The organism is Chryseobacterium oryctis, assembly GCF_025971925.1.
Classification (GTDB): Bacteria; Bacteroidota; Bacteroidia; order Flavobacteriales; family Weeksellaceae; genus Chryseobacterium; species Chryseobacterium oryctis.
In genome coordinates this window covers 42,746-58,320 of the sequence record NZ_JAPDHV010000006.1, presented here as the reverse complement: position 1 = coordinate 58,320, position 15,575 = coordinate 42,746, and the positions used below count along the sequence as shown (strand labels likewise).

Genomic DNA, 15,575 nt, shown 5'->3' with positions numbered 1-15,575 from the left:
TTTACACGAAACCTGTCCAAGTATTTTGTAAATATTAATGACATAATCTTCAATATAATTATTTACCATTCCTGATATCTGGAAATAACAATGTAATTTTCCCATAATGTAATATTCAGAATTTATTTAAAGATAAATAGTCTTGTGAAAATATAACAAAAGATTATGAAAAGTTTAACAAAAAACTAATGTTTTAGGAATAATTATTGTTAGAATATTAGTATCAATAGAAATTGAAAGCAAGATAAAATAAATTTTGGTAAATCTTTAAAAACGTCAAGATAGTATATAGTCATAATAAAGTAAGGAAGTTAATAAAAGAAATTAAGTCGTATAAATATTTCAAGAAAACGGGGTCTTTTTAGAGAAGGCTCCGTTTTTATTATGCTCTAAACACAAATTATTGCTACATTTGTATATTAATAAACATTAAAAAATTATGTCATACGGTTTACTTAAAGGCAAAAAGGGAATTATTTTTGGAGCCCTTAATGAACATTCAATTGCATGGAAAGTTGCAGAAAGATGTCATGAAGAAGGTGCTGAATTTATTTTATCAAACGCTCCTATTGCTTTGAGAATGGGAGAACTTAATGGTTTAGCTGAAAAAACAGGTTCAGAAGTTATTGGTGCAGATGCAACTTCTATAGAGGATCTTGAGAAACTTTTTGATGCTGCGGTTGCAAAATTTGGGAAAATCGACTTTATTCTTCATTCAATCGGGATGTCTATAAACGTAAGAAAAGGAAAACATTATACAGAAATGAATTATGAATGGCTAGAAAAAGGTTGGGATATCTCGTCTGTTTCTTTCCATAAGGTAATGCGTGTGGCTTGGGAAAAAGACTGTATGAATGAATGGGGAAGTATTTTAGCGCTTACTTATATTGCTGCACAAAGAACATTCCCTGATTATAATGATATGTCTGACAACAAAGCATATTTGGAAAGTATTGCAAGAACTTTCGGAAATTATTGGGGAGAAAGAAAGGTACGTGTGAATACAGTATCTCAGTCTCCTACTCCAACTACAGCAGGAAGCGGAGTAAAAGGTTTCGGAGGTTTCTTAGGATATGCAGAAGATATGTCTCCGCTAGGAAATGCTACAGCTCTTGAATGTGCAGATTATTGTGTAACTCTTTTCTCTGATTTGACCAGAAAAGTAACGATGCAAAACCTTTTCCACGATGGAGGTTTCAGCAGTTCTGGTGTTACTCAGAAAGTTATCAGCAAGTATGATGTTGAGTAATTAAATTAATTATTCTTAAAATAATGAAAAGCCGAAAAAGAAATTTTCGGCTTTTCTATTGTTAAAATATCACATAAATTTTGAAATAGAATCTTTAAAATATGTTCGGCGAGACCAAAGGTCTCGCCGAACGTTATAAAAAATATTAATATGAAGTTTATAAAATTATTGTTTGTATAGAATGTGCAGGTGCAGAAATTTTAGCTGCCATCCCTTCAATCCACAGATTTGTGCTGATATCATCATCAGAATCATTCATAATTACCGTGACTAACTGTTTATCTTCATTCATAAAAGTTGTTGAAATAAGAGCTGCTCTATTAGACGAGCTTCCGATTCTTTGGGCATTTGGCTTTATGAATTTCGAAACGTGTCCTACATAATAATATTCATAAGTATAATGAACTTCACCAGTTTTTGTGTCTGCGATAATTGGTGCAAAACAGAAATTTCCAACATGATTTGGACCTCCGGTTTCATCAAGAAGAACATTCCAGTCAGTCCATAAAGCAGTACCTTTATTAAAATCATTAATCATATTTCTTCCATACAGTTCACCTAGACTTACATCATAGATTTTAGACATATCAAATTTCTCTTTACATCCTTCCGTAAACGCCAAAAACTTATCCGGAAAAGCTCTCTGAGTTTCTGAAAGATTATCAAAAAGCTGGGTTTTGTTATTCCATGTTTCATACCAATGATATCCGATTCCTGCGGCATATTTTGAAGTTTCTAGATCGCTTAATGTTGTGGTTGCTCTTTGATAAATCAAGTCACGATTATGATCCCAAATCATCACTTTTTTATCTTTATATCCATTTTTCCAAAGAGTTGGTCCCAAGTTATTTTTTAAGAACTCCCCTTCCTCTTCTGCTGTATAAATACAAGATTCCCAAGTTTGAGTAGCCATTGGTTCATTCTGAACAGTTAACCCCCAAACATTAATTCCTCTTTTTTCGTATTCTTTGATGAATTTAATATAATAATCTGCCCATGTTTGATAAAAAGCATTTTCTAATCTCCCGCCTTTCAACATACTTTTATTTGATTTCATCCAAGCTGGCGGACTCCAGGGTGAAAAGTAGAATGTAAAATCTTTACCGATAGCTTTTTGAGCTTCTTTTATCATCGGAATTTTATATTTTTCATCATGCGATATATTGAATGACTTTAAAGAAGTATCATTATCCTGAACATAAGTATAAGAATCGCTTGAGAAATCACAAGAGTTCATATTGGTACGAACTACTGTATATCCTATTCCACTTTTACCATAATAAGCCTCCAAAATTTCCTTCTGTTTGTCTTTTGGCATCTTATAAAAAGTTTCTGCGGATGCGTCTGTAATTGCACCTCCTATCCCGATTAATTTTTGATATTTAAAATCCGGATCAACAAATATACAGGCATCGGTTTCTTTTGGTTGTCCCATTTTCTCAAACTTCACAACGCCTTTATCTGCCATTTTCTCATTCGTCTTTGAGTTGGTGATAAAAACTTTTGCTGTTTTTCCATTATTCTGTTTCCAGTAGTTTTGTGCATTTACATTAGACATAACTCCAACAACAAAACAACTTACAATTAGTTTTTTCATTTATTTATTCTTCTTTTTCTATATTAAACCACCCCGTCTAAATTTTCCTTGAAAATTTATCCACCCCTCCAAAGGAGGGGAATCTAGCAATGTATATTATTTGTTTTGATAGACTCTTACATAATCTATAAAGAACTTCTGCGGAAAAATAGTGTCATCAATACCCTCTTTTCCTCCCCAAAAACCTCCGACAGCCAAATTCAAAATAATATAATAAGGCTGGTCAAAAGGCCATGCTTCGTATGACTTTTCTTTATTTTCATATGTGAAAAATTTTTGATCATCAATATAAACATCAATTTTTTCCGGACTCCAATCTGCTTTATAGACATGAAATTGCTCACTTACATCTTTTACTATTAAAGTATCAGTTTTCTGCGTTCCCTGAATATGATTGTATTTTTTTGTATGAACAGAAGCATGTATATATCCTTGATTGAAACCTACATGTTCCATAATATCCAATTCTCCGTCATCAGGCCACTCTTTCATATTCTCACTCATCATCCAGATTGCAGGCCAAGTTCCTCTTCCTTTTGGGAGTTTTGCTCTTACTTCTATCGTTCCGTATTGGAAAGAAAATTTTCCTTTTGTTAAAAGTTTGGCAGATGTATATTTATTCTTAGCCCAATTCTCTTTCTTGGCTTCAATTATAAGGCTTCCGTTTTCAACTCGGGCGTTTTCCAATCGGTTTTTAGTGTAGAACTGGTCTTCGTTGTTTCCAAAACCATCACCTCCAACATCATAATTCCATTTTGAAGAATCAGGTAATCCGTTATAATTAAATTCATCACTCCAAATTAATTTCCTACTTGAATCTGATTTGAGTGAGGCACAATTTAATGATGAAAAAACGAAAGTTCCTCCGATGATTAAATTAAAAATATGTTGGAATTTTATTTTCAAAGTTTACAGTTTTAGTGTTATATTTTAACGCAAAGATTTATTAATTAAACAAAATATTTAGTGAGTAAAGGTGACAACAAGTCGCTGATGAAGCATTATGGTAAACGTTAGCTTCATCAAATCAACTTTATTGATTATTCTTTGCCTACTTAAAATCAACGCTTCTTTGAACAAATCTTTGCGTAAAAATTTTAGGTTAAGATTATTTCCAAAGTTTGTCATTCCTAAGAACGAGGGATCTCAAGATTACTTTTTAGAGATTCTTCATTACGCTTCACTTCTTTTATAATGATAAACGTTATATTTTATCATTCTTTTAGTCTTTTACCACCAAAAGCGGGTTTTATCCCGCTCTCAGTTTGTAAACTAATATTATTTTAACCAATTAACCCTCTTTGTCTGGACGTTTTGAGAGTCAGTTCCTATCATAATGTCAAACTCTCCACTTTCCCAGTCGAAATTTAATTCATCATCATAGAATTTCAAATTTTCTGGGGTTAAGGTAAAGTTGACTGTTTTATTTTCTCCTTTTTTAATGAATACTTTTTGAAAGCCTTTTAATTCTTTTACAGGTCTTACAACCTTCCCCACCAAATCTCTGATGTATAGTTGTACTACCTCTTCTCCATCATAATTTCCTGTATTCGTAATATTTACACTGATATTTAATGTTTGATTTCCTTTGAGATTAGTTGAGCTTAATTTCATTTCAGAATATTTGAATTTTGTATAGCTCAAGCCATATCTGAACGGGAATTTTGGATCGTTATCTAAGTCGATATACGCTGAAACATAGTTTCTGTCGGTATTATTTTTAGCAGGTCTTCCCGTATTGTAATGATTATAGTAGACAGGAATTTGTCCTTCTGTTCTAGGAAAACTCATCGGAAGTTTTCCACTAGGATTTACTATTCCAAAAAGAACGTCTGCAATAGAATTTCCTGCTTCTGTACCCAACCACCAAGTATACATGATTGCCGGAATGTTGTCTGTTGCCCAATCAAAAACCAAAGGTCTTCCTGCATTAATCATCAATACAATTGGTTTTCCTGTTTTTGCGATTTCTTTTAATAAATCTTCCTGAACACCAGAGAAATGAATGTTACTTCTACTTTTAGCTTCACCACTCATTGCATGGCCTTCTCCTAATGTCATAATCACCACATCGGCTTTTTTTGCTGTTTCTATGGCTTCAGCAAACATTGATTTGTCTTGGTCGTCAACGTTTGCACCTTTTGCATACAATAAAATTGAGTTTTTATCTAGTTGATTTTTAATTCCGTCAAACTGAGTAACAATTCTCTGATTATCATCTTTAAATGCAACTGACCAAAAACCATGATTAGCAGTAGTTTCTTTTCCGAAAGGACCAATGAGAGCTACTGTTTTAGTAGATTTTGAAAGCGGAAGTAAATTCTTTTCATTTTTAAGTAAAACGATACTTTTTGAACCAAATTCTCTAGCAAATTTTCTATTTTCCTGATTGTTTTCCTGTTCTTTTTGCCTTTTTTCGTTGCTGAATCTGTAAGGGTCATCAAATAAACCCATTTCAAATTTTTTAACCAAAATTCTCCTTGCTGCATCATCAATAAATTTGGAGTCTACTTTACCTTCCTGAACTAATTTTGGTAGCTCTGCCATGTAAGCACGACTTTCCATATCCATGTCACTCCCTGCAAGAATTGCTTTTTCGGCAGCTTCTTTATTATTTTTTGCATAACCGTGAGGAACCATTTCACCAACACTTCCCCAATCTGAAACCACAAAACCTTTGTAGTTCCATTTTCCTTTTAATAAATCTCTCAAGATATATTTGTTGGCAGTTGCAGGAATTCCGTTGATATCATTAAAAGAATTCATAAAAGTGGCAACACCAGCTTCTGCGGCAGCTTTGAAAGGAGGTAAATAGATTTCATGTAATTGTCTTAAACTCATATCTACCGAATTATAATCTCTTCCTCCAACAGCGGCTCCGTATGCTGCAAAATGTTTTGCACAAGCCATAATTGCATCAATATTTCCAAGTCCTTTTCCCTGAAAACCTCTTATTCTTGCTAAACCGATTTGAGTACCCAGATAAGTATCTTCACCTGAACCTTCCATCACTCTACCCCATCTCGGATCTCTTGCTATATCAACCATTGGTGCAAAAGTCCAGTGAATTCCATAAGCTGAGGCTTCGGTTGCTGCAATGCGTTCTGATTTTTCAATTAATGCTAAATCCCAGCTTGCTGCCTGACCAAGATTTATCGGAAATGTTGTTCTAAAACCATGAATAACATCTTGCCCGAATAATAATGGTATTTTAAGTCTGGATTGCAGAGCAAGCTTTTGAAAGTTTTTGGTTTCTTCAACACCCGTTACATTGAGCATTGAACCTACTTTTCCTTTTTTTATTTCTTCTAAAACGGTTGCAGAATTGGAATTTTGTGGACCTGTAGCATATTCAAAGCCACTATATTGAACAAGCTGTCCTACTTTTTCTTCTAATGTCATTTTAGACAATAGCTCAGAAACTTTTTGATCTATTGTTTTTTGCCCAAATACATTTATTCCAAATGCTGTAATTGCTAAAAAGAAATAAGCTTTTTTCATATCATAATTTAAAAAATATAGGTTGCAACTGAATTTCCGGAAATTGTAACAGGAGCTGTTTTCTGATTATATTTAATATTGAAATTTTCAGAATTTTTATTATTATTCTGAACAATCAAAACTGTTTTTCCCGATGGAGTTTTAAAGGCTACTGATGAAAGATTTTCGGTCTCAGTAGAAGCAATTCTTTGTGAATTTGCAGGAACAAATTTCGAAGCGTGTGCAATAATATAATATGAAACATTTCTGGTGAAATTTTCACTATCTGAAACTGTAATTGCTCCTTTACATTCAGTACAACCTCCATCTGTATGAGGCTTAAATTCTGTGTCATTTGCCACGTTCCATTCTAAAGCTATTTTGCTCCAGTTTCTCATAGAACCAATGATAACGTTTTTGGTATGCCAGTTCAAATCTTCGTTAAAAGTTCCTTTCGCACCGGTCCATTGTTCTGTGAAGTACAGATTATTATTAGGAAAAGCATTATGAACGGTTGATAAAGCTGAAATATCACCTTCGTATAAATGAAAAGCAGAACCATCAATATATTGAGCAGCTTCCGGATCACTCAAAATATTGGTTACATATTCAGGTTTATTACAGTTGTGGTCATAGACAACAATTTTAGTTTTTATATTATTAGCCTTAAAAATAGGACCTAAACTTTTCTTTATAAAATCTCTTTGCTGATCGGAAGGCATCAAAAGACTCGGGTTATTTCCAGGATGCAAAGGTTCGTTTTGGGGAGTAATTGCATCTATGATAATGCCTTCTTTTTGCATTCCCTGAATATATTTCACGAAATATTTTGAATAAACATCATAAAATTCAGGTTTTAAACTTCCTCCTTTTGATTTTCCGTTATCTTTCATCCAAGTTGGCGGAGACCAAGGTGCAGCAATAATTTTTATTTTAGGATTGATTGCTAAAATTTCTTTCAACATTGCAATCAAATCTTTATCTCTTGCTAAACTGAATTTTGAAAGCGAAGGATCAGTTTGTCCTTCAGGCAAATCATTATAAGAGAAAACTTCGCTATCTAAATCTGATGCTCCGACGCTTAACCTTAAATAACTTACGGAGATAGAATTTTTATCATTTCCGAAAAGTTCATTAAGTAATGCTTTTCTTTTTGAAGGAGAAAGCCTATTGATCACTTCTACGCTTCCTCCGGTTAATGTATATCCAAATCCGTCAATGTATTGAAACTTTTGAGAATCATCAATTTCAATAGTTTGAAGATTATTAGGGGTATTTACAAAAATGATAGAGTTTTGTTGTTGAAGTTTTACACTTTCATCTCCTTTTGTCAGCCAATACTGAACTTCATTTCCTGTGTTCGGAACTGAGTTACAAGATGATAAAGGTAAAAGTACCACACCACTAAATAGTAGTGTAGTACTTTGTAAAAAGAAACTATATAAATTGTGGAATTTCATATTAGTAACCTGGGTTTTGAGTCAGATTTTGATTGTTATCTCTTTGTCCCTGAGGAATTGGCCATAATAATCTATCTTGATTAATATTTCCTGCATAAGACAATATACTGCCATTTCCATCCTTCTGTTGTGATAATATTTCAATTGCCTTACCCGTTCTTTTCAGGTCAAACCAACGATGACCTTCAAAAGCTAATTCTAATTTTCTTTCTTTTAATACTTTATTTATTCCATCTGATTCTGACGAAATTGTTACAGTTGGCAAACTTAGCCTTTGTCTCACCTGATTAATATAACCTGCTGCACCAGTGTAATCTGCTGTTCTAACTGCTGCTTCAGCCTGTAATAAAAGAATATCTGCATGGCGAAGGATATAAAAATTTTGTTTTCCATCCGTTTGCCTCATTTTATTCATGAAAGGATAATTGTTGCTTGTCCAAAAATTATCTGACCAACTTACTGTTGAAAATTTAATTGTACTTGCTTTTCTTACAAGATCATTTTCATCATCAAATGTTTTTACCAAATCATTAGACGGAACATTGAATTTTTTCCAGTCTGTGCCTGTAAACATTGAAGTTCCCCACGCCCATACACTTCCTGCGTTGCCATCAACTTCAAATATAGATTCTGCATTACCTTCATGATTCCCATCAAACAAATGATCATAATTTGCCAATAAACTTACTCCTGAAATGTTGTTGCAATATTGTTTTACTTTTGCCCAATCTGGATTAGGCTTTGTAGCGTAAACTTTAGCTAATAATCCATAAGCAAAGTTTTTGTTAGCTTTATATTTTTCTGAACCAGCTGGAGCATTAGCAAGTGAGCCTTCCAGATCTGAAATTATTAGGTCGTAAACTTCTTGTATTGGTTTTCTGGCAGGGTAAACCTGACTATAAACTTCATCAAAATTTGCCGAATTAACCCCAATTACAGCTTTAGTTACCACTGGAACATCTCCCCAAAGCTGTACAGCATGAAAATAATAAAGAGCTCTCATAATAGCTGCTTCAGATTTCATTTGTGCTTTACGTGCAGATGTAAGTGAAGGATCATTGATTTCGTCAACATAGTTCAAAATCATATTACAGTCATTAATAAAACCGTATAAATACTTCCAATCTCTAAGAACATTAGAATTAGTTGCTAATATTCTATATTCATCCTGCTGAAAGTTCTGTACATTATCTGCCCCAGCATAAGAAATATCTGTTTGCGCGTCTCCGTTGAAGAAATAATCTAGCTGCCAATATTCATTTCCAAATGCATTATAGATTGTATTCATTCTATTTTCTGCATCTGTAGCTGTTTTTAGCGGATTTGTAAGATCTATCTGTTGTTCCGTAATAGGCTCTGTATCTAAGAAGTTACTACATGAAACACTCGTAGTAAGTAATGAAATCCCTAATAAATAATATATTGATGTATTTATTTTCATAATAATTGTTTAGTTTAAAAATTTGCTTTAATTCCAAAAATAATAGTTCTTACTTGCGGATAAGTACCGTAATCTATTCCCATCACAGCATTAGAAGCACCCGCTGTAGCATTACTACTAGAACTAAAAGCATTAACTTCAGGATCCATACCCGTATACTTTGTGAAAGTGTATAGGTTTTGCCCAGTAAGATAAAGGTTCAGTTTATTCACTCCTTTGAAAGGTTGCTTGAAATTATAACCAATGGTTACTGCTTTTATCTTTACAAATGTACCATCCTCTACGAATCGATCAGAAATATTAAGAGAAGATGCAGACCCTGCTCTTGGAACATCGGTAATTTGCCCAGGAGTTGTCCATCTGTTTAATACAGCTGTTGATTGATTTTTGTAATCATTCATCATTTCTAAATCAAAACGTGTTGCATTGAAGACATCATTACCAACAGATCCTGTTACAAGAACATCCATATACCAATTCTTCAAAGTAAAATTATTAGAGAATCCAAATGTATAATCTGGGTTCGGATTACCAATATAAGTTCTATCTAAAGAATCCATATACCCATTACCATTAAGATCTTTATATTCTAAATCTCCTGTTTGAGGATTCACTCCATTTATCTGATATCCGTAAAACATACTTAGAGGTTGACCAACTCCGAAACGAACCAAACTTCCCATGCCTTCAATAGCTGCGGCATCTATGGTATTTACATAATCAAAATTCAAAACCTTATTTTTAGCAAAAGCTATATTAAATGAAGAACTCCAAGAGAAATTTTCTTTCTTAACATTTGTGGTACTAAGAGAAAGCTCTAGCCCTTGATTTTCTAGCGAACCAAAATTTCTATAAATAGGATAAGTTAAGTCTCCCATAACTAAAGGGATAATCAAATTATCTGTTTTTCTTTTATAAATATCTGCTGCAAATCTTATTTTATTATTTAATAATCCTAAATCAAGTCCAAAATTTGTATCAGTAGTTGTCTCCCATGTCAAATCTCTACTATCTGCTTGAGTTGACTTATATGTAACAACTCCATTAGACCAATAAGGATCGTATAGATTGAAACTAGAATATGCAGGAATAGCTGAAACATTAGCTGTTTGTCCCCATCCTCCTCTTAACTTTAATTCACTAATTACTTTACTGTCTGCTAAGAAATTTTCTTTAGATACTAACCAAGAAGCAGATACTCCTGGGAAAAAGCCCCATCTATTTCCAGAAGCCAATGCAGAATTTGCATTTCCTCTAAAAACACCCATAATGGTATACTTCTCGTTGAATGTATAAAGTGCTCTACCAAAAAATGAAACTCCTCTTAATATTTCTTTATGATAATCATACCCCTGATTCGTAGCTAAATTATAATTAAAATTAGTTAAAGGTTCGGTGAAATTTTCACCATTATATGATCTATACTGGACATTTTTCTCTCTCATTTCGAAACCTCCTAACAATGAGAAATCATGAACAGATTTTTTAATAGTATAATTTAGAGTATTCCCAAAAATATACTCTTGAAATAAGTAATTATTTTCTGAACCTATCCCTTTTTTCTCACGTCCGTAACTACTTTGATATCCATCTACAAACTTGGTGTTCTGAGAATCTATCATATCAAATGAAATAGTTGGCTTCCAAACTAGATTCTTAAGAATATTAACTTCTAATCCAAAATTACTTAAAAAACGATGAGTATTTGTTTTATCTAATCTGGATTGGTAAGCAACAGGATTTTCCCAAGAAGATTGATATGGATTGGGAGCAAATTGTCCTGGCTTATATCCATCTTTTATATTTCCTGTAGCTGGATCATAAACTGCCTGATCGGTAGAAATGAAATTAACTTGCTCTCCGTAAACAGGCAAAAAACTAGGTGTATTGAATGCACTTAATACTACACCTCCTCTCGCTGTACTTAGATTGTCATTAGTATTTTTTAGAGTTGTATTGTAATAATTCAATGAAGAATTTAATTTCAACCAAGGTAATATTTTAGCATCTAAATTTATTTTAGTAGATGTCCTTTGGAATTTTGCAGGATTTATAATACCATCAATATCTTGGTATCCCAACGCTGTATATACTTTTACATTTTCATCACCAAAAGAATAATTTACATTATAATTTTGGTCGAAACCTGTACGGAAAACTTCTTTTGTCCAGTCTGTATTTATTCCGTCATATCTAGGATTGTTTGCAGTGTTGTAATAAGAAACATTTATTTCTTTCATCAATTCTTTATACTGATCCAGGTTTAGAACATCAATATTCTTTACTGCTTTAGAAATTCCCCAATAAGCATTGAAATTTAGTTGTGGCTTTCCGGATTTTCCTCTTCTAGTTGTGATAATCACAACACCCGAAGAACCACTCGTTCCATAAATAGCTGTAGATGATGCATCTTTTAGGATCGTCATATCTACAATATCATCAGTATTAATTCCGCTTATATCATTAGTCTGAATTCCATCAACAATATAAAGTGGGCTTACACTTGACGAAATAGAGTTGTTACCTCTAATTTTTACGTCAATATTTGCACCCGGTTTGCCTGAAGCCTGTATCACGTTTACTCCTGCTGCTTGTCCTTGCAATGCTTGTCCTACATTGTAGATAGGTCGATCATCGAAAGCGTCGGCTTTTACAGTAGAAACAGCACTTGTAAGGTTAGATTTTTTTACTGAACCATATCCTATAAGTACTACTTCCTCTATTTTTTTTTCTTTGGGAAGAGTGTCTGTCGTTTTTTGGGCATTAAAGTTTGCTGTAAAATACAATACAGCAATCATCCCTAAACTTGTTGTTTTTTTTACATTCATATACAGTTAGTTTTTAATTCTCAAATTGAGACAATAAAAATATATTTTTTTTTATTATTTAACATTAAATTAATAAATATTTTATTTTTTCGTTTATTTTTGGGGGCTGAAAGCGTTAAAATATCTTTAATAACTTGTGAAAAAGTCAAAATTCCGAATAAAAAAATCCCTAAAATGAATAGTAAGCTCTCCAAAATTGGCCTTCCCCTCAAGCTAACTTTTCTAATTTTCTCTATGGTGCTAAACTGCATGGGGATAGTGATTCTTCAACTTTCGGAAGCTAAAATTACTTATGAAAAACTTGGATTATTAGAATCATTTAAAGATTTGCCTATTGCAATTATTTCACTTTTTGCAGTCAAGTTTATTAATAAAGCAGGGACTAAGAAAGCATTAATTTCTGCATTAGCCATTGTTGGGATTTGTTCATGTATTTTACCTTTTGTTGAAGTTTTTTGGTTTTATAAGTTATGGTTTGCTATTATCGGAGCATGTTTTGCTATTGGTAAAATTTGTGTTTTTGGAATTATCCGCAATAGTACTAGAGAAGAAAAATACCTCGCAAAAATGATGAATAGTGTTGAAGCATCATTTATGATAGGCGTTTTTGCAGTTAATATAGGTTTTGGTTGGCTTATTTCGAGCAAATATTCAGGTTTTTGGAAATTCGGGTTCTTGTCAATTTCACTTCTTTCTATTATTGCAATTGTATTATTTTCTCGACTAAAAATTTCAGAATCAGTAAAAGAAAATGAAACCAGTGTGATTGCAGATCTATCAAAATTTGTGAATAAATCTGTTATTATTTTTTTAGGTGTTATTTTTTTTATTGTATTTGTTGAGCAAAGCTTTAATTCCTGGCTACCCTCTTTCTATAAAAATCACCTGAAAGTCAATTCTTTTTTTGCTATACAGGCGTCCTCCCTTCTGGCATTATTCTCTTATATCGGAAGAACAATTACAGCAAATATTATTCAAAGATTTTCATTGTCAAAATATTTTACAATTTGTCTTTCCTTAATAATACTTGTATTGTGTATTATTTTAGGAATACAATTTTTGGATTCAGAAGATTCAAAGATTCTTTTATTTTTATTTCCTGTAATTGGTTTATTTTTATCACCTCTTTATCCTGTCATCAATTCAAAAATGATTGCAATGATTGATAAAGATAAAATAACTCTTTTTACTTCACTGATAGTCATTTTTTCTTCTCTAGGCAGTTCTATTAGTTCTATAACGATGTCGCTTTTGTTTGCAAAAGGTTTATTAAATTACTATTCATTGTATATCTTACTTGCTGTGGTTGTGCTTTTTATAATAAGTTTAACATATTTTCACAGTGTAAAGAAAAAAATATAGAAAATAATTTTATTTTTACTTCCATGAAAATCAATAACGAAAAAAATAAAGAAACCCTTCAGGAACTTATTGATACAAAAGATTTTGTATCCCATATTTCTGTTGACTGCACCATATTTGGTTTTCACGATAATATTTTGAAAGTTTTACTTTTAAAGTATCATGATCTTAATTTATGGTCGCTTCCTGGAGGTTTTGTTTTCAATGATGAAGATCTTAGAGAAGCTGCTGAACGGGTTCTGTACGAAAGAACACATTTGAAAAATATTTTCCTAAAGCAATTTCATACATTTGGAAGGATAGATAGAACGGAAAATAATGTTCATCAGATTTTGCTTAATAATAAGGGTATTGAAGTTCCTAAAGATCACTGGATTTTTCAGAGGTTTATAACGGTAGGATATTGTAGTCTTATCGATTTTTCCTTAGCCAATACTTTTCCTGATGCGTTCAATGAAACCTGTGAATGGTTTGAAGTTGACAACCTTCCGGAAATGGCATTTGATCACGACAGAATTATAGAAACCGGCTTAGAATACCTTAGAATGAATATCAACACAGAAGTTGCAGCAAGTAATCTCCTTCCCGAAAAGTTTACAATGAAAGATCTTCAATGTTTGTACGAGACTATTCTAGGGCAAAAATTCAGAAGGAATAATTTTCAGCGCAAAATTTTAAGCTTAAATATCTTAGACAGATTAGAAAAGTTTTATGATGGATCAGCTAATAAAGCTCCATATTTATATAAATTCAAAAATAAAGTTCATAATTCTACCAACAAGTACCCTATCACCAATGACGAGGAAGTATAATACGTAGAATATTGAAAATTTTTCTATTTAAAAATAATTTATTGTATTGAAAGACAATATATAAAAAGGAATTCAAAAAAAATTTCTCAGACAACACGAAAAGTGTTATTTTTAAACAAATCAAAAAAACATGTCATATTATCCTCTTACAAGCATCCCGGATTATTACGGAATAGATGCATTACTTACCGAAGAACACAAACTTATTCGTCAGTCAATCAGAGAGTGGGTTGAAAGTTTTGTAATGCCACAAATAGATCAAGCAGCCCAAAATCATACAGATATCCCAAATTTGATGCGTGAATTAGGGAAAATAGGTGCGCTTGGGCCTTACATTCCGGTTGAGTATGGAGGTTCTGGTCTTGATCAGATTTCTTATGGTCTTATCATGCAAGAATTAGAAAGAGGTGATTCTGCGGTTCGTTCTGCAGCATCGGTTCAGAGTTCTTTGGTGATGTTTCCTATCAATGAATTTGGTTCGGAAGAACAGAAAAGAAAATATTTGCCAAAATTAGCAGTCGGTGAAATGATTGGTTCTTTTGGCTTAACTGAGCCTAATCATGGTTCAGATCCGGGCTCTATGGAGACTTATTTTAAAGATATGGGAGACCATTATCTTTTAAATGGAGCAAAAATGTGGATCACCAACTCTCCTCTTTGCGATATTGCTGTAGTTTGGGCTAAAAATGAAGAAGGAAAAGTACAAGGACTAATTGTTGAAAGAGGTATGGAAGGCTTCACAACTCCGGAAACCCATAATAAATGGAGTTTAAGAGCTTCTAAAACAGGTGAATTGGTATTTAATGATGTTAAAGTTCCGAAAGAGAATTTACTTCCTGGAGTTACAGGATTAAAAGGACCTTTATCATGTTTGAATTCTGCTAGATATGGTATTTCTTGGGGAGTAATTGGTGCAGCGATTGATTGTTATTGTACTGCTGTTCAGTATTCTAAAGAAAGAAAACAATTCGGAAAACCTATTGGATCTTATCAACTACAGCAAAAAAAATTAGCCGAGTTTTTAACTGAAATTACAAAAGCTCAGTTGCTTTGCCTTCAGTTAGGAAATCTTAAAAATGCTCACACAGCAACCCCTGCACAAATTTCTATGGCAAAAAGAAATAATGTGAAAATGGCGATAGATATAGCTAGAGAATCTCGTCAGATTCTTGGAGGAATGGGTATTATGGGTGAATTCCCGATGATGAGACATGCTGCAAACTTGGAATCTGTAATTACTTATGAAGGAACACATGATGTTCATTTACTGATTACAGGTTTAGATATTACAGGTATCAACGCTTTCTAAAAATAATACGAAAATATTTATATATAGTTTAAGTCCG

At 32.7% G+C, this 15,575-nt stretch carries 10 protein-coding genes; 4 read left to right on the top strand and 6 right to left on the bottom strand.

Annotated elements, in window-relative coordinates:
• The first annotated feature begins 439 nt into the window (after window positions 1-439).
• Window positions 440-1,249, top strand: coding sequence for an enoyl-ACP reductase FabI (locus tag OH806_RS13140; RefSeq protein ID WP_264744131.1), 810 nt, complete (start codon window positions 440-442; stop codon window positions 1,247-1,249).
• 157 nt (window positions 1,250-1,406) lie between these two features.
• Here the strand turns inward: OH806_RS13140 and OH806_RS13135 are convergent, their stop codons facing one another.
• From OH806_RS13135 to OH806_RS13110, 6 genes are all read right to left on the bottom strand, one after another.
• The gene (locus tag OH806_RS13135; protein ID WP_264744130.1) at window positions 1,407-2,846 is read right to left on the bottom strand and encodes a glycoside hydrolase family 30 protein; all 1,440 of its coding nucleotides are present in this window, start codon (window positions 2,844-2,846) and stop codon (window positions 1,407-1,409) included.
• A 96-nt stretch (window positions 2,847-2,942) separates the two neighbouring features.
• Window positions 2,943-3,752: a glycoside hydrolase family 16 protein gene (locus OH806_RS13130; protein ID WP_264744129.1), complete on the bottom strand. Its 810-nt coding sequence runs from the start codon at window positions 3,750-3,752 to the stop codon at window positions 2,943-2,945.
• A gap of 372 nt (window positions 3,753-4,124) precedes the next feature.
• A complete protein-coding gene (gene bglX, locus OH806_RS13125; RefSeq protein ID WP_264744128.1) occupies window positions 4,125-6,347 on the bottom strand; it encodes a beta-glucosidase BglX in 2,223 nt (740 codons plus the stop codon).
• Between the two features lie 8 nt (window positions 6,348-6,355).
• Window positions 6,356-7,786: a glycoside hydrolase family 30 protein gene (locus OH806_RS13120; protein WP_264744127.1), complete on the bottom strand. Its 1,431-nt coding sequence runs from the start codon at window positions 7,784-7,786 to the stop codon at window positions 6,356-6,358.
• A gap of 1 nt (window position 7,787) precedes the next feature.
• Entirely contained in the window at window positions 7,788-9,227 is a 1,440-nt protein-coding gene (locus OH806_RS13115; RefSeq protein WP_264744126.1) for a RagB/SusD family nutrient uptake outer membrane protein, read from the bottom strand.
• Between the two features lie 14 nt (window positions 9,228-9,241).
• Window positions 9,242-12,055, bottom strand: coding sequence for a SusC/RagA family TonB-linked outer membrane protein (locus OH806_RS13110; RefSeq protein WP_264744125.1), 2,814 nt, complete (start codon window positions 12,053-12,055; stop codon window positions 9,242-9,244).
• A 99-nt stretch (window positions 12,056-12,154) separates the two neighbouring features.
• Here OH806_RS13110 and OH806_RS13105 point away from each other — a divergent pair, with 99 nt between their 5' ends.
• From OH806_RS13105 to OH806_RS13095, 3 genes are all read left to right on the top strand, one after another.
• Window positions 12,155-13,417 carry an MFS transporter gene (locus OH806_RS13105; protein ID WP_264744124.1) on the top strand — a complete coding sequence of 421 codons (1,263 nt, stop codon included), beginning with the start codon at window positions 12,155-12,157 and terminating at the stop codon, window positions 13,415-13,417.
• Between the two features lie 23 nt (window positions 13,418-13,440).
• Entirely contained in the window at window positions 13,441-14,229 is a 789-nt protein-coding gene (locus OH806_RS13100) for an NUDIX hydrolase (protein ID WP_264744123.1), read from the top strand.
• A 130-nt stretch (window positions 14,230-14,359) separates the two neighbouring features.
• The gene (locus OH806_RS13095) at window positions 14,360-15,538 is read left to right on the top strand and encodes an acyl-CoA dehydrogenase family protein (RefSeq protein ID WP_264744122.1); all 1,179 of its coding nucleotides are present in this window, start codon (window positions 14,360-14,362) and stop codon (window positions 15,536-15,538) included.
• The last annotated feature ends 37 nt before the right edge of the window (window positions 15,539-15,575 follow it).